The sequence below is a fragment of the Cupriavidus sp. KB_39 genome (genome assembly GCF_052114485.1).
Lineage (GTDB): Bacteria > Pseudomonadota > Gammaproteobacteria > Burkholderiales > Burkholderiaceae > Cupriavidus.
The window spans coordinates 63,620-86,649 of sequence record NZ_JBFREV010000008.1 but is presented as its reverse complement, the minus strand read 5'-3'; the positions used below and the strand labels follow the sequence as shown (position 1 = coordinate 86,649).

Here is a 23,030-nt window from a genome sequence, read left to right as displayed (position 1 = left end):
ATATTGGACAGTATCACGACGGCTGCACAGAATGGGCGCACTTAAAAGAAACCTGGAGAAGACAATGCGCGGGTCCGCTCGTCGTCGTGTTTCGCAGGGCGCGCGCCGCCCGTTCTTGATCAACTCGCTCGCCACGCTGCTGGCCGCCACCCTTGGCCTGGCCGTCTCGGCCCCGCAGGCCGCCGAGGCGTATCCGGACAAGCCCATCCGTCTGGTCGTGCCGTACGCCGCTGGCGGCGCGGTGGACATCGTGGCGCGCGCCGTCGGCCAGAAGATGAGCCAGGCGCTCAAGCAGCCGATCATCGTCGACAACCGCCCGGGCGCCAGCACCAATATCGGCCTGGACATCGTCGCCAAGTCGCCGGCTGACGGCTACACGATCATGATGGCGTCCAACAGCCTCGCCACCAATTCGGCGCTGTTCGCCAAGCTGTCCTTCAACCCCGCCACCGACTTCGCGCCCGTGGCGCGCGTGGGCGAGGCCTCGCTGGTCGTGGTGGTGCCCGCCAAGTCGAAGATCGACTCGCTGAAGACCCTCGTCGCCCAGGCCAAGGCCCAGCCCGGCAAGCTGGCGTACGCGTCCGCCGGCAACGGCAGTTCCGGCCATCTGGCCGGCGAAATGCTCAAGGACACCGCCGGCATCGACGTGCTGCACGTGCCGTACAAGGGTGGCGCCCCCGCCATCACCGACCTGCTCGGCGAACGGATCACCTTTATGCCGATCAACCCGCTCGAGGTCATCACCCATATCCACGCCGGCACGCTGCGCCCGCTGGCCGTGGCCAGCGCCAAGCGTTCGGCCCTGCTGCCGGACGTGCCGACCTCGCGCGAGGAAGGGTTGCCCAACTTCACCGCTTCGGTCTGGTGGGGCCTCGTGGCGCCCGCCAAGACGCCGCCCGCGATCATCAAGCAGCTCAATGCCGCCGCCAACACCGCGCTGGCCGACGCCGACGTGCGCAAGCAGCTCACCCAACTGGGCGTGACCATCCTGCCCGGCACGCCGGAAGCCTTCGGCCAGTTCGTGCGCACCGAAACCACGACCTGGGCGGGCGTTATCCGCAAGGCCGGTATCACGGCCGACTGAGTCTCACCCTGACTGGTATTAGGTATGTCCCAAAACACTGCTCCTTCCACTGCCACGGCCGCGGCTACCCAGCCGTCCATCCTGGTTGTCAGCGCCCACGCGGCTGACTTCGTCTGGCGCGCCGGCGGCGCCATCGCGCTCTACGCSGAGCGCGGCTACCACGTGCGCATCGTCTGCCTGTCGTTCGGCGAGCGCGGCGAATCGGCCAAGATGTGGCGCCAGCCGGGCATGACGATGGACCGCGTGAAGGCCGCCCGTCAYGAAGAGGCSCAGCGCGCCGCCGAGATCCTCGGTGGCACGCTGGAGTGCTTCGACCTCGGCGACTATCCGATGCGCGTGCCCGACGAGGCGCTGCTGCGTCTGGCCGACATCTACCGCGACATCCGTCCCGAACTGGTGCTGAGCCACTCGCGCGAGGACATCTACAACTTCGACCACCCGCTCGCCACGCATGTGGCGCAAGAGGCACGCGTGATCGCCCAGGCCCACGGCTACAAGCCCGAAGTGCCGGTGATCGGCGCGCCGCCGGTGTTCCTGTTCGAGCCGCACCAGCCTGAGCAGTGCAACTGGAAGCCGGACGTGCTGCTGGACATCTCCTCTGTCTGGGAGAAGAAGCAGCGCGCGTTCACGACCATGGCCGCGCAGGAGCACCTGTGGGAGTACTACACCMGGGTGGCGCTCCAGCGCGGGGCGCAGGCCACGCGGAATTCCGATCGCAAGGTGCAGTACGGCGAAGGCTATGCACGCGTGTTTCCCCAAGTTTCGGAGGTGCTGGCATGAAGACGATTGCCTACCGCAATATCCTGCGCGCGGCACCCGCCGCGATCGAGTCGCTCGGCAAGCTGGGCGTGGCCACGGTGCATGAGGCGCAGCGCCGCACCGGCCTGATGAAGCCGTACCTGCGGCCGATCCAGTCCGGCACGGCGATCTCCGGCAGCGCCGTGACCGCGCTGATGCACCCCGGCGACAACTGGATGATCCACGTGGCCGTGGAAATGATCCAGCCGGGCGACGTGCTGGTGGTGGCCCTGACCAGCGACTGCACCGATGGCCTGTTCGGCGACCTGCTGGCCACGTCGCTGAAGGCACGCGGCGCGCGCGGCCTGATCATCGACGGCGGCGTGCGCGATGTCAGCACCCTCAACGCGATGGGCTTCCCGGTCTGGTCCCGCGCCGTGCACGCGCAGGGCGCCGTGAAGGAAACCGTGGGTGCCGTGAACGTGCCGGTGGTCTGCGCCGGCGCCACTGTGCGGCCGGGCGACGTGATCGTGGCGGACGACGACGGCGTGGTCGTGGTGGCGCGCCCGCAGGCGCAGGACATCGCGCAAAAGGCGGCCGAGCGCGAGGCGCTGGAGCTGTCCAAGCGCGACAAACTCGCCTCCGGCGTACTCGGCGTGGACATGTACAACATGCGCCCGGCCCTCGCGGCCAAGGGTCTGGTCTACCTCGACCAGACCGTGGACTGGTACAGCGGCGCCGACGAAGCCTGACGGCGCCCGGGGTGCCCGCGCCACGCGCGGCCCCCGTACATCTGGTATAAGACCCCGGAACAACAGGTCGAATCCCGCCGGCGCGGCAGGGATCCGCGAGAACGGGGGAGACAGATGGAACTGCGCCAGCTTCAGTATTTCGTCCGGGTGGTCGAGCTTGGCAGCATGAGCCGTGCCGCGCTCGAGCTGGACATGGTGCAGTCGGCCGTCAGCCAGCAGATCAGCCGGCTCGAAGGCGAGCTTTCCACCCGGCTGTTGCGCCGAACGCCGCAGGGCGTGACCCCCACCGAGGCCGGCCTGGCCTTTTTCCACGAAGCCCAGCTGACGCTGCGCCATGCCGAGCAGGCGCGGCGCGCGGCCCATCACGCGCGCCTTTCCGGCACCGTGAGCGTGGGGCTGGCGCCGACCACGGCGTCGGTGATCGGCGTGCCGCTGATCCGCGCCATGCGGGAGCGTTACCCCGATGTGCGCCTGCATATCGTCGAAAGCCTGTCCGGCCACCTGACCGCCATGCTCAACGCCCGCCAGCTCGACCTCGCGGTGCTGTTCGACACGCATGCCGCCCGGCGCTGGACCGTGCTGCCGCTGCTGGAGGAGACGCTGTTCCTGATCCAGTCCCGGCAGGCGCTGCCCCAGGGCAAGGCGGAGCCGCCCACCCAGCTTGGCATGGCGGACCTTGCCGAGGTGCCATTGATCATGCCGACCGGCGTGCACGGCCTGCGCAGCACGCTGGACGCCGCGTTCGCCCGCGCCAAGGTGGCGCCGCGCGTGATCCAGGAGGTGGACTCGCTGGCGATGCTGATGTCCGCCGTGGACATGGGCTTCGGCGCCACGCTCCAGCCCTGGGCGGCGGTAGGACGGTACCCGGACGCCGCCACGCGCTTCCACCTCGCCCAGATCGACGACCCGAGCGTGGGCCGACGCAACCTGCTGTGCAGCCTGTCCGACGACGAACTGTCGCCCGCCGCCCTGGCGCTGCGGGTGGTGCTGGCCGACACCGCCCGCGGACTGGTGAAGTCCGGGGGGTGGAGAGGGGCGCGGTTGATCGAGGGGTGACATGCGGCTCAGTCTGGAACGCGGCGGAAGCCAGGCACGCGTGACGCGCGCCTGTCGAACGTGTAGATGAATCTGCATCTCATGCTCTGGCAGCTTTCCAGAATGACGCAATCGCCGAAGTCGATGCCTGTCTTCCCGTAGCGGACCATGGCACGGCATACGGTTGCGTACGATTCCAGGACGATCCAGTGGGATTCGAGGAAGGCCACCAGCACGCGCGTGATGCGCTTGCGGGTGAAGGCGTATCGCTTCTTGAGCACCCAGACGAGTTCAACGAGGGCGGCCAGCGGCACAAAACCGCGGCACCCACTGGAAAACGATGCGATCACGCGGCTGGCGTGTCGAGCCTGAGGGGTATCGTCTTGCGTGAAGTGCCGGACTAGCACACAAGTGTCGAGTCCTATCATTGGCGCTCCTCCGCAGCATATCTCTGCAACACCTTTTCCAGCCGCGCCTCAATGTCCGCGATTTCCTCGGGGCTCAGCGGCCCGTCGTCCGGGTCGTCCTCGTACGGCCCATTGAGTTTCCGGAGCACCGATTCGACGATGGCGTCACCGATGGCATCGTCTATTTCCTCAATCGTCAAGGGTTTGGGCGGCTCGGGAAGGGTGGCCGGGTCGGTGGGATGTTCGTTCATGGTCTTGGACTCCAAAAGTCGGGGAAGCGGGCACCTGGAAGGTGCCGCCAACGCAACTTTCCCCCACCGCGAGCCCCTTGCCTATGAGACAGCTCTGAAATTTCCCCGGACTGGCCCGGAACTTCCCCGGACCCCCATCACAAATCGTGATACCCCCATGCCCATCAAGGGGTTAGCAGCGGTCCGGCGGGCGGATACAGTCCGGCTCAGACTCCCGAAGCCATAGAAAAAGTCGTGTCCAACCCCACTCAAACACCCCGCGAGGGCGCCCGGCCATGATCGACGTCCTTGTGATTGGCGGCGGCAACGCTGCCCTGTGCGCTGCGCTGATGGCCCGCGAGGCCGGCGCCAGCGTGATGCTGCTCGAATCCGCCCCGCGCGAATGGCGCGGCGGCAACTCCCAGCACACCCGTAACCTGCGTTGCATGCATGACGCGCCGCAAGACGTGCTGATCGATGCCTACCCCGAGGAGGAGTACTGGCAGGATCTGCTCAAGGTCACCGGCGGGCTGACCGACGAGCGGCTGGCCCGGATGGCCATCCGGGCCTCGTCGAACTGCCGTGACTGGATGCGCAGCCATGGCGTCCACTTCCAGCCGCCGCTCTCGGGCGCGCTGCACGTCGCGCGCACCAATGCCTTCTTCATGGGCGGGGGCAAGGCCCTCGTCAACGCTTACTACCGCAGCGCCGAGCAGCTCGGCGTGCAGATCCGCTACAACGCGCCGGTCGATGCCATCGAGCTGGATGGCGGCCGCTTCGTGGCGGCGCGCATCGGCGCCGAGCGGATCGAGGCCCGCGCCTGCGTGCTGGCCGCCGGCGGCTTCGAGTCGAACCGCGAATGGCTGCGCGAGGCCTGGGGCCAGAACGAGCGCGGCGAATGGCCGGCGGACAACTTCCTGATCCGTGGTACGCGCTTCAACATGGGTGTGCTGCTGAAATACATGATCGAGGCGGGCGCGGATGCCATCGGCGATCCGTCCCAGTCGCACTGCGTGGCCATCGACGCCCGCGCGCCGCTCTACGACGGCGGCATCTGCACGCGGATCGACTGCGTGTCCCTGGGCGTGGTGCTGAACGCCAATGCCGAGCGCTTCTACGACGAAGGCGAGGACTTCTGGCCCAAGCGCTATGCGATCTGGGGCCGGCTGGTGGCCCAGCAGCSGCAGCAGATCGGCTACTCGATCATCGACGCCAAGGCCGTGGGCCGCTTCATGCCGCCAGTGTTCCCGGGCGTGAAGGCCGACACGCTGCCGGAACTCGCGCGCAAGCTCGGCCTCGACGAAGCCACCTTCATGCGCACGATCAACGACTACAACGCCGCCTGCCGCGTGGGCAAGTTCGACCACACCGTGCTCGACGACTGCCACACCGAGGGCGTGACCCCGTCCAAGACCCACTGGGCCCGCCCGCTGGATACCGCGCCGTTCTACGGCTACGCGCTGCGCCCCGGCATCACCTTCACCTACCTGGGTTTGAAGGTGAACGAGGATTCGGCCGTGCATTTCGGCGGCCAGCCCAGCGACAACCTGTTCGTGGCCGGCGAGATGATGGCCGGCAACGTGCTCGGCAAGGGCTATACGGCCGGCGTGGGGATGGCCATCGGCACGGCRTTCGGCCGCATCGCCGGCACGCAGGCAGCCAAGGCGGCACTCGCCCCGGCAAAGGGCCAACGCGCCCGTGCATCACAGGAATTCGACCATGCAACATCTTGAAGCGCTGACGCGCGAGGCGGCGGCGCTGGCACAGGGCGTGCTGCCGCTGACCGCCGACGAGGGCGAAGTCGCCCGGACCCTGCAGATCTGCAACGCCTGCCGCTATTGCGAGGGCTTCTGCGCCGTGTTCCCGGCCATGACGCGCCGGCTGGAATTCCCGAAGGCGGACATCCACTACCTGGCCAACCTCTGCCACAACTGCGGCGCCTGCTACCACGCCTGCCAGTACGCGCCGCCGCACGAGTTCGCGGTGAACATCCCCCAGGCGATGGCCAAGGTGCGCGTGCAGACCTATGGCGACTACGCGTTCCCGGCTGCGCTGGGCGGGCTGTACCGCCGCGCCGGCCTGACCACGGCGCTGGCGCTGTCCGGCGGGCTGGCGCTGTTCCTGCTGATGGTGCTCGCCATGCGCGGCAGCCTGCTGCATGCACCGCTGGCCGGCAATTTCTACGCGATCTTCCCGCACAACCTGCTGGCGGCGATGTTCGGCGTGGTGTTCCTGTTCGCGATCKGCGCGCTGGGCGTGGGTGTCACGCGCTTCTGGCGGCAGGTCTCGCCGGGCACGCGGCCGGGCGAGTCACGCGGTTCGGCTGTTGGCGGCGCCGCGCACGACGCGCTGCGGCTCAAGTACCTCGACGGCGGTCATGGCCAGGGCTGCAACAATGCCGACGATGCCTTCACGCTGGCGCGCCGCCGCTTCCACCATTTCACGTTCTACGGCTTCATGCTGTGCTTCGCCGCCACCACGGTGGCCACGCTGTACCACTACCTGCTGGACTACCACGCGCCGTACCCGGTGACGAGCCTGCCGGTGCTGCTGGGCATCGCGGGCGGCATCGGGCTGCTGGTCGGCCCGGCCGGCCTGCTGTGGCTGAACCTGCGCCGCGACCCCAACACGGGCGATGCCAGCCAGCGCCCGATGGACCGTGGCTTCATCGCGCTGCTGTTCCTGACCAGCGCCAGCGGCCTGGCGCTGCTGGCCTGGCGCGACACGTCCGCCATGGCCGCGCTGCTGGCCGTGCACCTGGGCATCGTGATGGCGCTGTTCCTGACGCTGCCGTAYGGCAAGTTCGCCCACGGCATCTTCCGCAGCGCGGCATTGCTGAAGTGGAATATCGAGAAGCGTCGGCCTAGCGATCTCGCGCTCGGCGCAGACTGACAAGCTCGCACAGAATCCAACCATCCCCAAAGGAGACTCATCATGACAAAGCCCGGTGTGCTGAACATTCCGTCGATGCGCGGCCAGTGCAGCGAGGCGGAGTGGCAGGCCCGCGTGGACCTGGCCGCCTGCTACCGCCTCGTGGAGTTGTATGGCATGGCAGACATGATGGCCAACCATATCTCSGTCCGCGTGCCGGACGAGGAGAACGCCTTCCTGATCAACGCCTACGGCATGATGTACGAGGAGATCACCGCGTCCAGCCTGATCAAGGTGGACCACGACGGCAAGATCCTCGCCAAGCCGGACTTCGGCGACCTCGGCTACGGCATCAACAAGGCCGGCTACGTGATCCACAGCGCCGTCCACCACGCGCGCCCGGAAGTGGCGTGTGTCATCCACACCCATAGCTGGGCATCGATGGCCATTTCCTCGCTCGACTGCGGGCTGCTGCCGATCACCCAGACCGCCATGCGCTTCCTGAAGATCGGCTATCACGAGTACCAGGGCGTGGTGCTCGACACCGCCGAGCAGGAATCGCTGATTGCCGACCTGGGCACGGGYGAGGCGCTGATCCTGCGCAACCACGGCGCGATGACCGTGGGCAACACCGTGGGCGAAGCCTTCAACTGGATGCACCGCCTGGAGCTGGCCTGCCGCTCGCAGGTGGCCGCGATGTCGTGCAGCACGCCGCTGCGCGATGTGCCGGCAGACGTGCTGCAGGAAACCTGGAACAACTACCAGCCCGGCACGCGCCGTCCGTACGGCGTGATGGAATGGCCGGCGCTGCTGCGCAAGCTCGATCGCCTGGACCCCAGCTACCGCGACTAAGACGTAAATCAGACGGCGGCGGAGTCCCCCAGGGGCCGCATGGAACGGGATTGCAGGGCGGCCTCGCCTTGAACGATGAATCAGGTCAGAAGAAAGCCCTGAACGGAGTGAGATGTATGAAACGCAGAACCCTGCTGGCGCAAATGCTTGCGCTCGGCGTCGCCCCCTATGTCATGTCGGCCCGCGCGCAAGGCGGCCTGCCCAACAAGCCGATCACGCTGGTCGTGCCGTTCGCCCCGGGCGGCAACCTGGACGTGGTGGCCCGCGCCATCGCCCCGGCGCTGGAGCAGAGCCTCGGCCGCAACGTCATCGTCGATAACCGGCCCGGCGCTGGCGGCGTGATCGGCGCGACGGCGGTCTCCCGCGCCGAGCCGGACGGCAGCACGCTGCTGGTGACCACGCCCAACGCCATCGTGGTGCTGCCGAAGATGACGCGCACCAGCTTCAAGCTGGCCAGCTTCAGCCCGGTGGGGCTGGTGTCCACCACGGCGCTGGTGATCGTGGTGAAGGGCAACGACACGCGTTTCAAGGACATCGGCGCGCTGCTGGCCCACGCGCGTGCCAACCCCGGCAAGACCACCACCGGCCACGCCGGCCCCGGCACCACCAACCACATGGCCACGCTCCAGCTCGAGGACGCCGCCAGGATCCAGTTGAACGAGGTGCCCTACAAGGGCTCCGCGCCGGCGCTGATCGACCTCATGGGCGGCCAGATCGACATGGTGGTGGACCAGCTCACCAGCTCGGCACCGCATATCCAGTCCGGCGCCCTGCGTGCGCTGGCCGTGATGTCGCGCGAGCGCGATGCCGCGCTGCCGAAGGTGCCCACGCTGCGCGAATCCGGGCTGGCCAACTTCGAGGCGACCACGGCCACGGGCCTGCTGGCCCCGGCCGGCACGCCGGCAGCGGTCATCGAGACGCTGAACAGCGCGCTGCGCAAGGTGCTGGCCGAAGGCGCCGTCAAGAGCCGCCTGCTGACCGTGGGCAGCGTGGCGCAGGCCTCGTCGCCGCAGGAACTGCTGGCCTCGCTGCAACGCGAGGATGCCCGCGCGCAGACGCTGGCCGCCGCCGGGCGCCTGAAGGCCCCGGAATAACGCCGAACGTATCGACCGGACGCCATCGACCATGACCCGCCCCTGCCTGCCCCCGCTCCAGACCCTCACCGCACCGGTGTTCCGCGCGCCCGCCGGCGCCTGTGACAGCCATGCCCACGTGTTCGGCCCGTTCGCGCGCTATCCGCTCGCGATGGACCGCAGCTACACGCCGGCCGAGCATCCCGCCGACGCCTTTATCGCCCATCTGGACGAACTCGGGCTCACGCGCGGCGTGCTCGTCACGGCCAGCGCCAGCGGCACCGACAACAGCGTGGTGACCGACGCCCTGCGCCAGTACCCCACGCGCCTGCGCGGCATCGTGGTGCCGTCGCCGGACACCACGGACGCCGAGCTGGACGCCTGGCACGCCGCCGGCGTGCGCGGCGTGCGCATCAACCTGTATCAGGTGGATGGCCACGCCGTGTATCGCAACGGCGTGGGCATCGAGGTGCTCGAAGCGCTGGCCCCGCGCCTCGCCGCGCGCGGCTGGCACGCGCAGATCTGGATCCATGCGCCGGACCTCGTCACGCTGGGCCCGCGCCTCAAGGCGCTGGGCCTGCCGCTGGTGATCGACCACATGGGCCGCATGGCCACCTCGCGCGGGGTAGCGGACCCCGGCTTCCAGGCGCTCTGCGCGCTGCTGGCGGAAGGGGTGGCCTGGACCAAGATCTCGGGTGCTGACCGGCTCCAGCCGGCCGGCGCGCCGTACGAACAGGTCGATCCCTTCGTCGCGGCGCTGATGCAGGCCAACCCGGAGCAGGTGGTGTGGGGCTCCGACTGGCCGCACATCAACTACTTCGAGTCCGCCCAGATGCCTGACGACGGCGTGCTGTTCAACCTGCTGGCGCGCTGGCTGCCGGACGCCGCCAGCCGCGAGCGCGTGCTGGTGCACAACCCGGCACGGCTGTACGACTTCGGCTAAGCATTGATTTTTGCGTCTTATCACCACGACGGCGGCCGCGAAGACGGCTGCCGCATCAACAGGAGAACCAACATGCCTCGATTCGCCCCCGGTCGATGGTTGACCCCCTACCTGAGCGCGGCACTGGCTGCCGGCGCCGCGCTGGTCACCCTGGCCGCCCCCGCCCAGGCCGCCGACGAATACCCGACCAAGCCCGTGCGCGTGGTGGTGGCCTTCACCGCCGGCGGTACCACCGACATGCTGGCCCGCAGCGTGAGCCAGCACCTGGGCCAGCGCTTCAAGCAATCGTTCGTGGTGGAAAACCGCCCCGGCGCGGGCGGCAACATCGGCACCGAGTACGTGGTGCGCGCCCCGGCGGACGGCTACACGCTGCTGGTGGACTCGGTCGGCCCGATCTCGATCAACCAGACGCTCTACAAGAAGCTGAACTACGACCCGCTGGCGGACCTCGTGCCGGTGGTGCAGATCGCCGACGTGCCGAACGTGCTGGTGGTGCATCCCTCGGTGCCGGCCAAGACCTTCGAGGAGTTCGTCGCCTACATCAAGGCCAATCCGGGCAAGCTGAACTATGGCTCGACGGGCGTGGGCACCTCGTCGCACCTGTCCGGCTTCATGCTGTCGGAGCGCATCGGCGCGCCGGCCACGCACGTGCCCTACAAGGGCGCCGATGCCCTGAACGACCTGCTGTCCGGCCGCATCCAGTTCATGTTCGCGACGATTCCGTCGGTGATCTCGCACATCCAGGCCGGCAAGCTGCGCGCGCTGGCGGTGACCAGCGCCAAGCGCTCGCGCTCGCTGCCGGAGGTGCCGGCAGTGGCCGAGAAGGGCTTCCCGGGCTTCGAGGCCGGCTCGTGGTTCGGCATCTTCGCGCCCAAGGGCACGCCGAAGACCGTCATCACGCAGGTGAATCAGGCCGTGAACGAGGTGCTGCCGTCGCTGCAGGCGCAGATGATCCGCGAGGGCGCCGACCCGGTGGGCGGCACGCCCGAGCAGTTCGGCAAGTTCACGCGCAAGGAGTATGACAAGTGGAAGGTGGTCGTCAAAGCCTCGGGAGCGACGGTAGACTGACGCCATGACTGCATCCGCTGCCTCCTCCGCCTCCGCTGCGCCCGTGCGCATCCTGCTCTCCGAAGCGGCGCTGCGCGCCCATGGCGACGCGATCACCGCCACCATCGCCGCCGCCATGGCAGGCCGGGACTGGGTTCCCGTGGCCCCGCCGGCCGTGGACGACGCCCGGCCCATCGACGCCGACATCGCCTTCGTCTCGCGCGATGTGACGGGGCGCTCGACCAAGCACGAGGTGCAACCGKCCACGCGGCGCTTCTACACCGCGATGCTGGAGGCGCCCTCGCTGCGCTGGACCCACACGCACTCGGCCGGCGCCGACCGCCCGGTGTTCGGCGAACTGCGCCAGCAGGGGGTGACGGTGACGACTTCGTCGGGTGCCAATGCCAGCGTGGTGGCGCAGACGGCGCTGGCCGGGCTGCTGGCGCTGGCGCGGCACCTGCCGCAGATGCTGGCCACCCAGCGTGAACGCCGCTGGGCCCCGCTGATGGGCGCCGACATGCCGCGCGACCTGCACGGCCAGACGGCGACCATCGTCGGCTGGGGGCCGATCGGCCAGCAGATCGGCGCGGTGCTGCGCCTGTTCGGGATGTCGGTGGTGGTGGTGCGCCAGCGCGCCACGCCGGCGGGGGAGGGCTTCGAGACCGTGACCTTCGCCGATGTGCCGGCGGTGCTGCCGCGCACGGACTGGCTGGTGCTGGCCTGCCCGCTGACGGATGAAACGCGCGGGCTGCTGAGCGCCGCCGCGCTGGACAGCCTGCCGAAGGGCGCGCGGCTGGTCAACGTGTCGCGTGGCGAGGTGGTGGACGAGCCGGCGTTGATCGCCGCGCTGCAAGGCGGCAGGCTGGCGGGTGCCTATCTCGATGTCTTCGCCCATGAGCCGCTGCCCGCGGATTCGCCGCTCTGGACGCTGCCCAACGTCATCGCCACGCCGCACAGCGCTGGCTTTTCCGATGGCAACGCGGCGCGCGTGGTCGAGATCTTCCTCGACAACCTGGGCCGCTGGATCACGCAGACGCCGCTCCGCAACGCGGTGTCGTAACAAATCGGACACCATCTTCGGAAATTTCCGCAGCCATTTGCAGAAATTTCCGCACCTCTGCGGCGACTTCCGCAGGCAGGATGACAGCATGTTCTGCCACCTGCCTGCCGCCGCCGTGCCTGCCCCCTCCCAGTCTTCCCAGCTACCCGTTCCCCGCATCGTCGTGGCCGAGGACCATCCGGTCAGCCTGCTGGTGCTGGAGGACCAGCTCGCCGGCATCGGCGGCTGCGTGGCCCAGCCCTGCCGCTCCGGCGAGGAAGCGTGGGCCGCCGTGCAGCAGGACCCACGGCCCGCCTTGCTGCTGACGGACCTGGGCCTGCCGGGGCTGGACGGACTGGCGCTGGCCCGCCGGATCCGGGCGGCGGAGGGCGGCAAGCGCGCCGGGCGGCTGCCCATCGTCGCCATCACGGCCACGGCCGGCCCGGAGGCGCGCCTGGCCTGCCTCCGGGCCGGCATCGATACGGTGCTGTCCAAGCCGGTCAGCTTCCAGACCCTCCGCGCCGTGGTGAGCCGCTATCTCTCTATATAGATATAGAGAGCGGGGGGCGCGCGGGCCTCAGCCGTGCCAGTGCGAGCAGCGGATCACGCTGCAGAAATTGCCGCGATGGAAGTGCGGGTCCTTGTCGGCCAGCACATCCGCCTTCACGTTGCCGAACGTGGTGTCCGGCTTGTGGCGAATGCCATCGTAAAACGCTTGAATAATGTCTTCCTTGAAGTGCGGGGTGCGCGGATACGCCTGCACCACGCGCTCGCGGTCTTCATCGGCAAACGTCTCGTAGCGGATGCCCAGCACGTCCATCTCCACGCCAGCCGTCACCAGCGCCACCACCGGGTCCATGAACTCGGGAATGCCGGGCGTGGTGTGCAGCGCGATACCTGTCCAGACTTTGTCGATGTCCGCCTGCGCGATGCCACGGCTGCGCAGGAAGTCCGCCGCCGCGTTGGCACCATCCACCTCGAAGCGCTTGTCCGGGCTGCTGTGCGCCGGCGTCAGGCCCATGTCGTGGAACATCGTGCCCGCGTAGAGCAGTTCGGGGTCGTATGGCAGGCCACGCTGCTTGCCGGCCAGCGCCGCGAAGTAGTACACGCGGCTCGAGTGGTTGAACAGCAGCGTGGATTCGGTGTCGCGGACCAGTTGCGTGATGTCGCGGGCCAATTGGCTGTCAGGGATGGCGATGTCGCCCAGGGTGAATTGCATGGCTGGCTCCTTTCGTTTGGGGTTGAAACGAGTGTAGGAGCGGGAGTACCATGTCTTCAATCGTCGTAGTGCGACGTTTTGGGCCAAACCGGACGGATCGCGACGCGACAGCAATGCTCAGGGATTTTTCACCATGACCACCCCCCGCACCATCGTGCTGCTGGCCATCGAAGGCGTGCAGTTGCTGGATGTCTCCGGGCCCCTCGACGTCTTCGCGGAAGCCAATGCCCAGGCCGGCCGGCAGGTCTATGCACTCCAGGTGGTTGGCGTGCGGCGCGGGCCGATCCGGGCCTCGTCAGGCGTCCGGCTGCTGGCGGATCTGCTGGTCGAGGAAGACCCGCTCGGGGCGGCGCTGYCCCGTCCCCATACCGTGCTGGTGGCGGGTGCGCCACATGCGGGCGAGACCCCGACCGAACCGATCGTGCTGGACTGGATTCGCGCCGTGGCGCCGCGCGCGCGCCGCTACGGCTCGGTGTGCAGCGGCGCCTTTCTGCTGGCCGATGCCGGCCTGCTGGAGGGGCGGCGCGTAACCACGCACTGGGCGGGCGCGGACCGGCTGGCGGCGCGTTTCCCGGGCGTGACCGTGGATGCCGACGCCATCCACGTGCGCGACGGCAAGCTGCGCACGGCGGCCGGCGTGACGGCGGGGCTGGACCTTGCGCTGGCGCTGGTCGAAGAGGATCTCGGGCGCGAACTCGCCATGCGCGTGGCCAGCCAGTTGGTGATGTTCTTCAAGCGGCCCGGCGGGCAGGCGCAGTTCCGCCGCAGTGCGGCGCCCGCGCTGGCCAACCGCTCGGCCTTGCAGGAACTCCAGCGCTGGGTGGCCGCGCATCCGGCGGATTCCCACGATGTGCCCAGCCTCGCCGCGCGCGTCGGCGTGAGTCCGCGCCACCTGACGCGGCTGTTCCGCGAGGAAGTCGGCGTCACGCCGGCCAGCTGGGTAGAAGCAGCACGCGTGACTGCCGCGCGGCAACTGCTGGAGGCCGGCCACCTCGCGCCCAAGCAGGTAGCGGGTGAGTGCGGCTTTTCGAGTGTCGATACGCTGCGCCGCGCGTTCATGCGCGTGGTGGGGGTGACGCCTGCGGACTATCGCAAGCGTCACGCCTCGACCGCCGATTGACGGCAGGCGCGGTCGGTCGCCCCAGCAACCGCCACGCCAGCACCGCCGACCCCGCCACCACGACTGCCGCCGCCACGCCGATCCATGCGATGCCGGGCCCGTCGATCACGCGCCCGCCCAGGATGGCCCCGATGCCGATGCCCGCGTTCGCGCCCGAGATATTGAGCGCGGAGCCCAGCGCCTGCGCCGAGGGTGCCGCCTGCATCAGCCGGACGTTATTGACGATAAACAGCGCCGATTGCGCGATGCCCCAGACCGCCAGCACCGCGAACAGGGCGGGCGTCCACGGCGCGGCCCACGCCACCAGCGCCAGGCTGAGTGCCAGCCAGCCGCTGAACACCAGCGTCGCGCGCAGGGCGCTGCGGTCCACCAGCCGGCCGCCGAAATGGTTGCCGACCAGCCCCATCGCGCCGAACGCCATCAGCGTCCAGCCCACCGCCGGCCCGGACAGCCCGCCCAGCCGCTCCAGGAAATCGGCCAGATAGGTGTAGGCGATGAACATCCCCGTGAACGACAGCACCGACAGCGCCACGTGCCCGAGGATGGCCGGCTGCCGCGCCAGCCGTAGCTGCGCCGCGAACGGCAGCGGCGGGGTGGCGGCGGTGGGCGGCAGGCGCGTCAGCAGCAGCGCCTTGACCAGCGCCAGCGCGGCCAGCACGCCGAAGGCGGTGCGCCAGCCGAAGGCATCGCCGATCAGCGTGCCGAGCGGAATGCCGAACACGGTGGCACCGACCATGCCATAGGCCATGATCGACAACGCCCGCCCGGCCCGGGCCGCGCCGAGCGCCGCCACGGCGGTCTCGCAGGCGAGCGACCAGAACACGGCCACGCCGAGCGCCGGCACCAGCCGCGCGATGGCCAGCACGCCGAGGTTCGGCGCCATCGCCGCCAGCGCGTTCGAGAGCGCGGTCAGCACGAGGATGACCACGAACACGCGCCGCCGCGCGTGCGGGCCGGTGTGTGGGCCGGTGTGTGGGCCGATGTGCGCCGCCACGCGCGCGGTCAGCAGCGGGCCGGTGACGGCCACCGTGAAGGCGAACAGCGAGACCAGCAGCCCGGCCTGCGCCACGCTGACGTGGAGGTCGCGCGCAAGCCCGGGCAGCAGGCCCACGATCAGGAATTCCGTGGTCAGCACGGTAAAGCCGGCCGCAGCCAGCAGCAGAATCGGCAACAACATGGGGGAGGAAACTCCTGAGGGGGATGGCGGCGTCAGTCGGTGAAGCCGCCATCGGTAAGGATCGACCGCCCGGTGACCCAGGCCATGTCCGGAGACGCCAGCGCCACGATCACRCGGGCAACGTCCTCCGGCTCGGCCAGTCGGCCCAGCGGGGTTTCGGCGGCGAGGTGCCGCCGTTCGTCGTCGGGAATGCCCGCGGTCATGTCCGTGCGCGTGATAAACGGGGCGACGGCATTGACGCGGATGCGGCGCGCGCCAAGCTCCATGGCGAAGGCGCGGGTGAGGGCGTCCACGGCGGCCTTGCTGGCCGAGTAGACACTGGTCGGCGCGGTGGGCGCGTGCGCGAGGTTGCTCGACACGTTGACGATGCTGCCGCCATGATCCCCAAACAGCGGGGCGAAGGCTTGCGTCGTCAGCATCACGCTGAGCGCGTTGTTGTCGAACTGTTCGGCAAAGAATGCCGCATCGAGTTCCGCCAGCAACCGCGCGCCGAACACGCCGGCGTTGTTGACCAGCACGTCGATGCGCCCGTGCTGTTGCCCCACCGCCTGCGCCAGCGCGCGCACCGAGGCCGGATCGGCCACATCGGCCTGGAAGGCGTCCGCCTGCCCACCGGCGGCCCGGATCGCGGCCACCACGGCCTCCGCCGCCGCGCGTTGCGCCTTGTAGACCACCGCCACGTGGGCGCCGCGCGCCGCCAGCGCCAGCGCCGTGGCCTTGCCGATGCCGCGCGAGGCGCCCGTGACCACCGCTACCTTGTCTTGCAGGGACATGATTGTTGCTCCGTTACCAGGTTGTCGATGACGGACAAGGTAGCGGGGCGCCCCCGGTGCGGGAAGCCGGAAGACTGGAACGTCGCGTTCCGATTCTGGAACGGGTGGGCGAGGGAGTCAGCCCTCGTCGGGCCACTGCTCCCGGAGTAGGGCCAGCAGGGCGCGCACGGCGGAGGTCATGCCGCGCCGGCTCGGGTACATCGCGTAGATCGTGGCATCGCGCGAGCGTACCGCGCCGAGCACCGGCACCAGCGTGCCGGCTTCGATGGCGTCCCGGCACATCGTCATCGGCAACTGCGCCAGCCCGGCGCCGCGCATCGCCAGTTCGCGCATTGCCATCAGGTTGTCCACGGCAATCGCAGGCGTGATCGGCCAGTCGAACGGCTCGCCGGCATCGTCGACGAACTGCCACGGGCGCGGCTGCGCCAGCGTGCCTTGCGCCAGGCAGGGGTAGCCGGCCAGGGCGTCGAGCGAGGCGGGCAGGCCGGCGTCGCGGAACAGGTCAGGATGGCCGACCACCAGCGAGCGCGACGTAGCGACCGGCGTCGCCACCACGTCCTCCGAGGCCAGCGGCACCACCGCCGCGCGGATCACGAGGTCGAGCCGCTCCTCGGTCAGGTCCACGAAGCGGTTGGACAGCGTGAGCTGCACGCGCACCTGCGGATGCGCCCGCGCGAACGCGGCCAGGATCGGCGCGAGCGTGGTCTCGGCAATCAGTACGGAGGTGTGGAGGTGGATCACGCCGGACGGCTCGGYCAGCGACTGGCGCGTCAGCGCGCCAATCTCGGCCACATGGGCCGCCGCCTGGCGCGCATGGCCGGCCACGGCCTCGCCCACGGGCGTCAGCCCGAACGCCTGCGTGGACCGGTGCAGCAGCCGCACGCCCAGCGCGCGCTCCAGCTCGGCCACGCGGCGCGAGAGGCGGGATTTGGCGATGCCGGTCTGGCGCTCGGCCGCGCTGAAGCCGCCGGCCTCCACTACGTGGAGGAACAGCAGCAGGTCGTCGAGGTGGGTGGCTGGGGGCGGCGGAGCGGTCTTGGCGTCCATGCCCCGCAGCTTATCACCGGGCCGCTACATGTTCAGCGCACGCTTCTGCACCGCCAGCGCGGCCTCGCGCATCACCTCGGACAGCGACGGATGCGGATGGCTGATCATGCCGATGTCCTCGGACGCCGCCTTGAACTCCATCGCCACCACGCCCTCCGCGATCAGGTCGGACGCATTGGCGGCGATGATATGCACCCCCAGCAGCTCGTCCGTCTTCGCGTCGGCAATCATCTTGATAAAGCCGTCCGGCCGGCCCATGCCCAGCGCGCGCCCGTTGGCCGACATCGGGAACTGGCCGGTGCGGATCTCGCGGCCCTCGGCCTTGAGCTGCGCCTCCGACTTGCCCACCCAGGCAATCTCCGGCTCGGTGTAGATCACCCACGGAATGCAGTTGTAGTCGATATGCGGCTTCTGGCCGTCGATCACCTCGGCCACCATCACGCCCTCGTCCTCGGCCTTGTGGGCCAGCATCGGGCCGCGCACCACGTCGCCAATCGCGTAGATGCCGGCCACCGATGTGCGGCAGTGATCGTCCACGGGGACGAAGCCGCGCGCGTCGGCGGCCAGCCCCACGGCCTCCAGCCCGAGGTTGTCCGTGTTCGGCACCCGGCCGATGGAGACGATCAGCCGGTCCGCGTCCAGTGTCTGCGCTTTGCCGTCCTGGTCGGTGTAGGCGATGCTCACGCCCTTGCCGCTGCGCTTGATCTCGCCGATCTGCACGCCGAGGTGGATGGCGAGCCCCTGCTTCTTGAACTGCTTGGCGGCCTCCCGGGCGATGGCTTCGTCCACGGTGCCGAGGAAGGTCGGCAGCGCCTCAAGAATGGTCACTTCCGAACCCAGCCGGCGCCACACCGAGCCCARTTCCAGCCCGATCACCCCGGCGCCGATCACGGCGAGCTTCTTGGGCACCGAATCGAAGGACAGCGCGCCCTCGTTGTCGGAGACGATGACGTTGTCCACCGGCACGTTAGGCAGGTGGCGCGCCCGGGAGCCGGTGGCGATGATCACGTTGCGCGCGGTGTAGGTCTTGGCCTTGGCCGCCCCCTCGCCCCCGCCCCCATCTTCACTGGCTTCCACGGTGACCACGCCGTTGTCCGCGCGGCTCTGCAACTTTCCGTGGCCCTTGATCCAGGTGACCTTGTTCTTGCGGAACAGGAACTCCACGCCGCCCGTGAAYTTGTCCACGATGGCGGCCTTGCGCGCGATCATCGTGCCRAGGTCCAGCGTCACGCCCTTGACCTGCACGCCGTGCTCGGCCAGCCCGTGCYGGGCCTGCTCGAAGTGCTCGGACGAGGCCAGCAGCGCCTTCGACGGAATGCAGCCCACGTTCAGGCAGGTGCCGCCCAGCCGGGGCTTGCCGGCCGGGTCCTTCCATTCCTCGATGCAGGCCACGGTCTTGCCGAGCTGCGCGGCGCGGATGGCGGCGATGTAGCCGCCGGGGCCGGAGCCGATCACGATCACGTCGAAGTCAGCGGTGGCGGAAGCGGCAGCACCGGCGCCGCCGCCCTGCACGGCCGGGGCGGAGGCCGCAGCGGGAGCGGGTGCGGCCTTGGGCGGCGCTGCGGCGGTAGCCGGGGCCGAAGTCACCCCCGGCTTGCCTTCCGTATCGATGGTCGCAATCACCTCGTCGGCGTGCACGGTCGCGCCGTCCGGGTGGACGATGCTGGCCAGCACGCCGCTGGCGGGCGCAGGCACCTCCAGCGTGACCTTGTCCGTCTCCAGTTCCACCAGGATCTCGTCGCGGGTCACGGCCTCGCCGGCCTGCTTTTTCCATTGGATCAGCGTGGCTTCGGAAACGGATTCGGAGAGCTGCGGCACCTTCACTTCGATCGCGGCCATGGTCTTCCTTTTCTAGATGGAGTGACAAAGACCTTCAGTCTAGGAGAGACGCGAGACAGACATGTCGCCGACGCGGCGAGCGTTGCTAGGGGTTTACCCTGGATCAAGCCGCGAACTTGTCCACGAGGAAATCGACGAAAGCCCGCACCCGGCGCGAGACGTGGCGCGCGTGCGGGTAGAGCAGCATGAAGGGCCGCGTGCAGCCACCGTAGGCCTGCAGCACCTCCACCAGCGTGCCGTCGCGCAGGTCCTGCTCCACCACGAAGCGGTAGGTCTGGAACAGGCCGGCGCCGGCGCGGGCCAGCGTGGCGCCGCCCAGCGCGTCCTCGGCCGTGCCATAGGCGCCGGCGGTCACCATCTCCAGGGTCTCGCCCTCCTGCTGGAAGATCCACGGCAGGCGCCGGCCGCTGCTCGGGACATCGAACTGGATGCATTCGTGCGCCGGCAGGTCGTCCGGCGTGGCCGGCGTGCCGTGCTTGCGCAGGTAGGCGGGCGTGGCCACCACCACCATCTCGGCGTCTTCCAGCTTGCGGGCGATCAGCGTGGAGTCGTCGGGCGCCCGGCCGCGCACGGAGAGGTCGAAGGTGTCATCGGCAAAGTCCACATTGCGGTTGCTGATATGGATCTCGACGTCCACCTCGGGATAGCGCTCGCGGAAGGCCGGCAGCACCGGCAGCACGCGATAGTGGGCGTAGGGCGTGGGCAGGCTGATGCGCAGCCGCCCGGCCGGCGTGCCGTGCTGCCCGCTGATCTGGCGCTCGGCGTCCACCAGCTGCGCCAGCGCCGGCCGGCTCTGCTCGAAATAGACCCGCCCCTCGTCCGTGAGCCGGATCTGCCGCGTGGTCCGCACGAACAGCCGCACGCCCAGGCGCTCCTCCAGCCGGGACACACTGCGGCTCACCGCCGCCGGCGTGACCCCCGCCGCCACCGCCGCCGCGGTAAAACTGCTCAGTTCCGCGGCCAGGCAGAACAGTTCGATGCTGCCGAGCTGGAGATCGTCGAATTGGCGCGTCATAAGCAAATAGGGTGGGGGTTAGCGGCGAATTAGCGAGCCAGCACGTCGAGAATGCGTTGGCCGATGTAAGGGCCATGCGTCTCCAGCGCGAAGTGGCCGGTGTCCAGCAACTCCACCACGGCGGTCGGGTTGTCGCGGCGGAACGCCTCGGCGCCGGGCGGGATGAAGAACGGATCGTTGCGGCCCCAGATTACCAGTGTAGGCACCTGCGCCTGGCGGAAGAACGCCTGGAAATCGGGGTAGCGCTTCAGGTTGTTGGCGTAGTCGAGGAACAGGTCGAGCTGGATGTCCTTGTTGCCGGGCCGTTCCAGCAGCGCCGCGTCCAGCGTGTACGACTCGGGSGCCACGCTGTCCGGGTCGGCCACGCCGTGCACGTACTGCCACTTCGTGCCTTCGAGATGGAGCATGGCGTCGTGCAGCACCTGCCGGTTGGCCGCGCTGGGCTCGGCCCAGTACTGGCGGACCGGCGCCCACGCATCGCCCAGCCCATCGAGATAGGCGTTGCCGTTCTGCGAGACGATGCCCGTCACGCGCTCGGGGTGGGCCACGGCCAGCCGGAAGCCGGTGGGCGCGCCGTAGTCGAACACGTACATCGCATAGCGCTCCAGCCCGAGGGCATCGACAAAGGCGCCGAGCGTGGTGGCGAGGTTGTCGAAGGTGTAGCGGTACTGGCGCGCGGCCGGCACCTCGGTAAAGCCGAAGCCGGGCAGGTCTGGGGCGATCACCCGGAAATGGCTCGCCAGTTGCGGAATCAGGTGRCGGAACTGGTGGGACGAGGTCGGAAAGCCGTGCAGCAGCAGCATCACGGGCGCCTGCGGGTCGCCGGCTTCACGGTAGAAGACGCGCACGCCGTCGGYGTCGGCGTAGCGGATGTGGACCTGAGGGCTGGCAGTCATGGCAATTCTCCGGAAGCGAAAGCGGAAGCGGGAACGAGGGCCGTCATCGGCTTGGTTCCGAAGTGTATGCCAATCTGGTAACCTGTCAAACTTAATTTTAACGGTTACCAACGAATGCCCRATGGCATGGCGTCATGCAGCGTCCTCATCGGCAGCCGCCTCGCGCTTGCGAAAGGCGGCGACCTTGTGGCGATTGCCGCAGACCGCCATGCTGCACCAGCGGCGCCGGTGCGACTTGGTGCGGTCATAGAACCAGAGCGTGCATTCGTCGCTCTCGCATTGGCGGACCCGCCCGAAGTCGCCGTGGGCGAGCAGGTCGGCGGCGGCTTCCGCCAGCGGCACCAGGCATTGCGCGGCGTTACCGGCGGCGTGGATGCGGGCGATGCGGACGCCGCCGTCGGGCAGCGGATGCACGGCCAGATGGCTGCCGCCGGCCGCCAGCGCGTCATTCAGCGGCGCCAGATCCGGYTTGCCGCCGGCCTTGCCGTCAGCCTTGCAGGCCACGATCAGCCGGAYGGCCTCGCGCAGCGCGCGTGCYGCYGTSGCCAGCCCCTTGGGCGGCGCGGCGCGATCGTCGCCGGGCCAGAGCGCCACCTGTTTCAGCCAGGCGAGCACATCGGCATCGGTCTGCCAGTGGTCGCGCGGSGTGGTGTCGGCCCGTTCGATGGTATTGAGCAGGTCCAGCGCAACGTGATCGGCCAGCAGGCGGGGGCCGGTTTCCGGGGTGGCCGCGGGATTGGCAGGTTTGGGGGGAGGGGTGTTCGAGGCGGGCATGGCGTTCTCCTGTGCCGATCCAATGTAACCGATTAAAAGCCGGCTTCCAAGTTACGCTTATTTGGGGGCTGAACCGTTCAGCGCCAGCAGGCGCCGTCGTGCCGTGTCGAAGGCGGCACCTTCGGCCAGCAGCCAGGCTTCGACCTCCGCCACCTGCGGCGAGGGTGTCGGGGCGCGCACCAGGTGGTAGGCGGCCTCGCTGCGCACATGCAGGCCCCACAGGTCCACCAGTCGGCCCGAGGCCAGTTCGTCGAGGACCAGCGCCGTGCGGCCCATGGCCACGCCCTGGCCGGCCAGTGCCGCGCCGATGGCCAGTTGGGACAGGTTGAAGTGCTGGCCGCCCGCCATGTCGGGCAGCGTCACGCCCGCGTGCCGCAGCCAGACCTGCCATTCGTGGCTCTCGCCGGCGCCTTCCCACGGGCTGGCGTCGTGCAGCAGCATCGAGGCGCGCAGGCCGTCCGGCGAACGGAGTGCCGGGTKGGCCGCCAGATAGGCCGGGCTGGCCACCGGCAGCAGCCATTCGTCGAGGAAGGGCGTGGCGCGGAGGTCGGGGTAGTGGCCGGGGTCGAAGCGCACGGCGGCGTCGATGCCCTCGCGCAGCATCCGCGAACGATCCAGCGCGTGGAACTCGCCATGCACGCGCAGGCCGATCTCCGGGTGCTGGCGGAAGAAGTCGCCCAGGCGCGGCGTGAGCCAGACCATGGCGAACGAGGGCGAGCAGGACAGCGCCACCGGCGGGCGATGCCCGGGTTTGCGCAGTTGCGCCAGCGTGCTATCCAGCGCCTGGAACGACTCGCGCGCCACACCGCGCAGCCGCTCGCCCTCGGGCGTCAGCACCAGCRCACGCGGCGTGCGCACGAACAGTGGCCGTTCGAGCCACTGTTCCAGCTTGTTCACCTGCTGGCTGACCGCGCCCTGCGTCACGCACAGCTCCCGGGCGGCCAGCGTGAAGCTGCCATGGCGCGCCGCCGCCTCGAAGCAGCGCAGCCAGCTCAGGACGGAGGCGTTGAGGGTGTTTGTCATCAGCAAAACTAATGGATGGATCAGTACAAATCGTTTGTCGGGCGGGGCGGGGGCGTCAACAATGAGTGGTCTCCTT

General features: G+C 69.2%; 24 protein-coding genes. 13 read left to right on the top strand and 11 right to left on the bottom strand.

The window, feature by feature from the left end; translation table 11 throughout:
- Window positions 1-64: 64 nt before the first annotated feature.
- The 4 genes from AB4Z27_RS08675 to AB4Z27_RS08660 all read left to right on the top strand — a co-directional run bounded on the left by AB4Z27_RS08675 (window position 65) and on the right by AB4Z27_RS08660 (window position 3,630).
- Window positions 65-1,084: a Bug family tripartite tricarboxylate transporter substrate binding protein gene (locus AB4Z27_RS08675; RefSeq protein WP_092297225.1), complete on the top strand. Its 1,020-nt coding sequence runs from the start codon at window positions 65-67 to the stop codon at window positions 1,082-1,084.
- Window positions 1,085-1,108: 24 nt separating this feature from the next.
- Complete coding sequence (locus tag AB4Z27_RS08670; protein ID WP_441592904.1) at window positions 1,109-1,864, top strand: PIG-L deacetylase family protein; 756 nt, start codon at window positions 1,109-1,111, stop codon at window positions 1,862-1,864.
- Window positions 1,861-2,574 (top strand): 4-carboxy-4-hydroxy-2-oxoadipate aldolase/oxaloacetate decarboxylase, encoded by a 714-nt coding sequence (locus AB4Z27_RS08665; protein WP_092297231.1) that lies wholly within the window; start codon window positions 1,861-1,863, stop codon window positions 2,572-2,574. Before AB4Z27_RS08670 ends, AB4Z27_RS08665 begins: the two co-directional genes overlap by 4 nt.
- Window positions 2,575-2,688: 114 nt before the next feature.
- A complete protein-coding gene (locus tag AB4Z27_RS08660) occupies window positions 2,689-3,630 on the top strand; it encodes a LysR family transcriptional regulator (protein WP_092297234.1) in 942 nt (313 codons plus the stop codon).
- Window positions 3,631-3,638: 8 nt separating this feature from the next.
- On the opposite strand, the gene AB4Z27_RS08655 is transcribed toward AB4Z27_RS08660, so the two are convergent.
- Entirely contained in the window at window positions 3,639-4,037 is a 399-nt protein-coding gene (locus tag AB4Z27_RS08655) for a PIN domain-containing protein (protein WP_144196992.1), read from the bottom strand.
- The gene (locus tag AB4Z27_RS08650) at window positions 4,034-4,267 is read right to left on the bottom strand and encodes a hypothetical protein (protein ID WP_092297239.1); all 234 of its coding nucleotides are present in this window, start codon (window positions 4,265-4,267) and stop codon (window positions 4,034-4,036) included. The genes AB4Z27_RS08655 and AB4Z27_RS08650 overlap by 4 nt, the downstream gene beginning before the upstream one ends.
- A 275-nt stretch (window positions 4,268-4,542) precedes the next feature.
- Between AB4Z27_RS08650 and tcuA the strand changes: the two genes are divergently transcribed.
- From tcuA to AB4Z27_RS08610, 8 genes are all read left to right on the top strand, one after another.
- Window positions 4,543-5,979, top strand: coding sequence for an FAD-dependent tricarballylate dehydrogenase TcuA (tcuA, locus tag AB4Z27_RS08645; protein WP_441644262.1), 1,437 nt, complete (start codon window positions 4,543-4,545; stop codon window positions 5,977-5,979).
- Window positions 5,966-7,138: a tricarballylate utilization 4Fe-4S protein TcuB gene (tcuB, locus tag AB4Z27_RS08640; protein WP_441644261.1), complete on the top strand. Its 1,173-nt coding sequence runs from the start codon at window positions 5,966-5,968 to the stop codon at window positions 7,136-7,138. Before tcuA ends, tcuB begins: the two co-directional genes overlap by 14 nt.
- Before the next feature lie 42 nt (window positions 7,139-7,180).
- Entirely contained in the window at window positions 7,181-7,969 is a 789-nt protein-coding gene (locus AB4Z27_RS08635; protein WP_092297248.1) for a class II aldolase/adducin family protein, read from the top strand.
- Between the two features lie 116 nt (window positions 7,970-8,085).
- Window positions 8,086-9,063 carry a Bug family tripartite tricarboxylate transporter substrate binding protein gene (locus AB4Z27_RS08630; RefSeq protein WP_092297251.1) on the top strand — a complete coding sequence of 326 codons (978 nt, stop codon included), beginning with the start codon at window positions 8,086-8,088 and terminating at the stop codon, window positions 9,061-9,063.
- A gap of 31 nt (window positions 9,064-9,094) precedes the next feature.
- The gene (locus tag AB4Z27_RS08625; protein WP_092297254.1) at window positions 9,095-9,985 is read left to right on the top strand and encodes an amidohydrolase family protein; all 891 of its coding nucleotides are present in this window, start codon (window positions 9,095-9,097) and stop codon (window positions 9,983-9,985) included.
- Between the two features lie 72 nt (window positions 9,986-10,057).
- Window positions 10,058-11,053, top strand: coding sequence for a Bug family tripartite tricarboxylate transporter substrate binding protein (locus tag AB4Z27_RS08620; RefSeq protein ID WP_092297257.1), 996 nt, complete (start codon window positions 10,058-10,060; stop codon window positions 11,051-11,053).
- A 4-nt stretch (window positions 11,054-11,057) separates the two neighbouring features.
- A complete protein-coding gene (locus AB4Z27_RS08615) occupies window positions 11,058-12,092 on the top strand; it encodes a D-2-hydroxyacid dehydrogenase (protein WP_441644260.1) in 1,035 nt (344 codons plus the stop codon).
- A gap of 88 nt (window positions 12,093-12,180) precedes the next feature.
- Window positions 12,181-12,621 carry a response regulator gene (locus AB4Z27_RS08610; protein WP_092297447.1) on the top strand — a complete coding sequence of 147 codons (441 nt, stop codon included), beginning with the start codon at window positions 12,181-12,183 and terminating at the stop codon, window positions 12,619-12,621.
- A 27-nt stretch (window positions 12,622-12,648) separates the two neighbouring features.
- On the opposite strand, the gene AB4Z27_RS08605 is transcribed toward AB4Z27_RS08610, so the two are convergent.
- The gene (locus AB4Z27_RS08605) at window positions 12,649-13,290 is read right to left on the bottom strand and encodes an HD domain-containing protein (RefSeq protein WP_092297263.1); all 642 of its coding nucleotides are present in this window, start codon (window positions 13,288-13,290) and stop codon (window positions 12,649-12,651) included.
- A 133-nt stretch (window positions 13,291-13,423) separates the two neighbouring features.
- On the opposite strand from AB4Z27_RS08605, the gene AB4Z27_RS08600 reads away from it, so the two are divergent.
- Complete coding sequence (locus AB4Z27_RS08600; RefSeq protein ID WP_441644259.1) at window positions 13,424-14,410, top strand: GlxA family transcriptional regulator; 987 nt, start codon at window positions 13,424-13,426, stop codon at window positions 14,408-14,410.
- On the opposite strand, the gene AB4Z27_RS08595 is transcribed toward AB4Z27_RS08600, so the two are convergent.
- The 8 genes from AB4Z27_RS08595 to AB4Z27_RS08560 form a co-directional block, all read right to left on the bottom strand.
- Window positions 14,346-15,587 (bottom strand): MFS transporter, encoded by a 1,242-nt coding sequence (locus AB4Z27_RS08595; RefSeq protein ID WP_441644258.1) that lies wholly within the window; start codon window positions 15,585-15,587, stop codon window positions 14,346-14,348. The genes AB4Z27_RS08600 and AB4Z27_RS08595 overlap by 65 nt on opposite strands.
- Before the next feature lie 32 nt (window positions 15,588-15,619).
- Entirely contained in the window at window positions 15,620-16,360 is a 741-nt protein-coding gene (locus AB4Z27_RS08590) for an SDR family NAD(P)-dependent oxidoreductase (RefSeq protein ID WP_092297272.1), read from the bottom strand.
- Between the two features lie 117 nt (window positions 16,361-16,477).
- Window positions 16,478-17,407 carry a LysR family transcriptional regulator gene (locus AB4Z27_RS08585; RefSeq protein WP_441644257.1) on the bottom strand — a complete coding sequence of 310 codons (930 nt, stop codon included), beginning with the start codon at window positions 17,405-17,407 and terminating at the stop codon, window positions 16,478-16,480.
- A 24-nt stretch (window positions 17,408-17,431) separates the two neighbouring features.
- Window positions 17,432-19,246: a dihydrolipoyl dehydrogenase gene (gene lpdA / locus AB4Z27_RS08580; protein ID WP_441644256.1), complete on the bottom strand. Its 1,815-nt coding sequence runs from the start codon at window positions 19,244-19,246 to the stop codon at window positions 17,432-17,434.
- A 103-nt stretch (window positions 19,247-19,349) separates the two neighbouring features.
- Entirely contained in the window at window positions 19,350-20,261 is a 912-nt protein-coding gene (locus AB4Z27_RS08575) for a LysR family transcriptional regulator (RefSeq protein ID WP_092297281.1), read from the bottom strand.
- A gap of 29 nt (window positions 20,262-20,290) precedes the next feature.
- Entirely contained in the window at window positions 20,291-21,157 is an 867-nt protein-coding gene (locus AB4Z27_RS08570) for an alpha/beta fold hydrolase (RefSeq protein ID WP_441644255.1), read from the bottom strand.
- A gap of 132 nt (window positions 21,158-21,289) precedes the next feature.
- Window positions 21,290-21,931, bottom strand: coding sequence for a CGNR zinc finger domain-containing protein (locus tag AB4Z27_RS08565; RefSeq protein ID WP_441644254.1), 642 nt, complete (start codon window positions 21,929-21,931; stop codon window positions 21,290-21,292).
- 57 nt (window positions 21,932-21,988) lie between these two features.
- On the bottom strand, window positions 21,989-22,954 hold the full coding sequence (locus tag AB4Z27_RS08560) for a LysR substrate-binding domain-containing protein (RefSeq protein ID WP_441644253.1): 966 nt from the start codon (window positions 22,952-22,954) through the stop codon (window positions 21,989-21,991).
- Window positions 22,955-23,030: the final 76 nt, after the last annotated feature.

Bases quoted from the DNA above. Each gene is read 5' to 3' on its own strand.
- AB4Z27_RS08675 (WP_092297225.1), top strand. From the start codon at position 65: ATGCGCGGGTCCGCTCGTCGTCGTGTTTCGCAGGGCGCGCGCCGCCCG.
- AB4Z27_RS08665 (WP_092297231.1), top strand. From the start codon at position 1,861: ATGAAGACGATTGCCTACCGCAATATCCTGCGCGCGGCACCCGCCGCG.
- AB4Z27_RS08660 (WP_092297234.1), top strand. From the start codon at position 2,689: ATGGAACTGCGCCAGCTTCAGTATTTCGTCCGGGTGGTCGAGCTTGGC.
- AB4Z27_RS08655 (WP_144196992.1), bottom strand. From the start codon at position 4,037: ATGATAGGACTCGACACTTGTGTGCTAGTCCGGCACTTCACGCAAGAC.
- AB4Z27_RS08650 (WP_092297239.1), bottom strand. From the start codon at position 4,267: ATGAACGAACATCCCACCGACCCGGCCACCCTTCCCGAGCCGCCCAAA.
- AB4Z27_RS08630 (WP_092297251.1), top strand. From the start codon at position 8,086: ATGAAACGCAGAACCCTGCTGGCGCAAATGCTTGCGCTCGGCGTCGCC.
- AB4Z27_RS08625 (WP_092297254.1), top strand. From the start codon at position 9,095: ATGACCCGCCCCTGCCTGCCCCCGCTCCAGACCCTCACCGCACCGGTG.
- AB4Z27_RS08620 (WP_092297257.1), top strand. From the start codon at position 10,058: ATGCCTCGATTCGCCCCCGGTCGATGGTTGACCCCCTACCTGAGCGCG.
- AB4Z27_RS08610 (WP_092297447.1), top strand. From the start codon at position 12,181: ATGTTCTGCCACCTGCCTGCCGCCGCCGTGCCTGCCCCCTCCCAGTCT.
- AB4Z27_RS08605 (WP_092297263.1), bottom strand. From the start codon at position 13,290: ATGCAATTCACCCTGGGCGACATCGCCATCCCTGACAGCCAATTGGCC.
- AB4Z27_RS08595 (WP_441644258.1), bottom strand. From the start codon at position 15,587: ATGTTGTTGCCGATTCTGCTGCTGGCTGCGGCCGGCTTTACCGTGCTG.
- AB4Z27_RS08575 (WP_092297281.1), bottom strand. From the start codon at position 20,261: ATGACGCGCCAATTCGACGATCTCCAGCTCGGCAGCATCGAACTGTTC.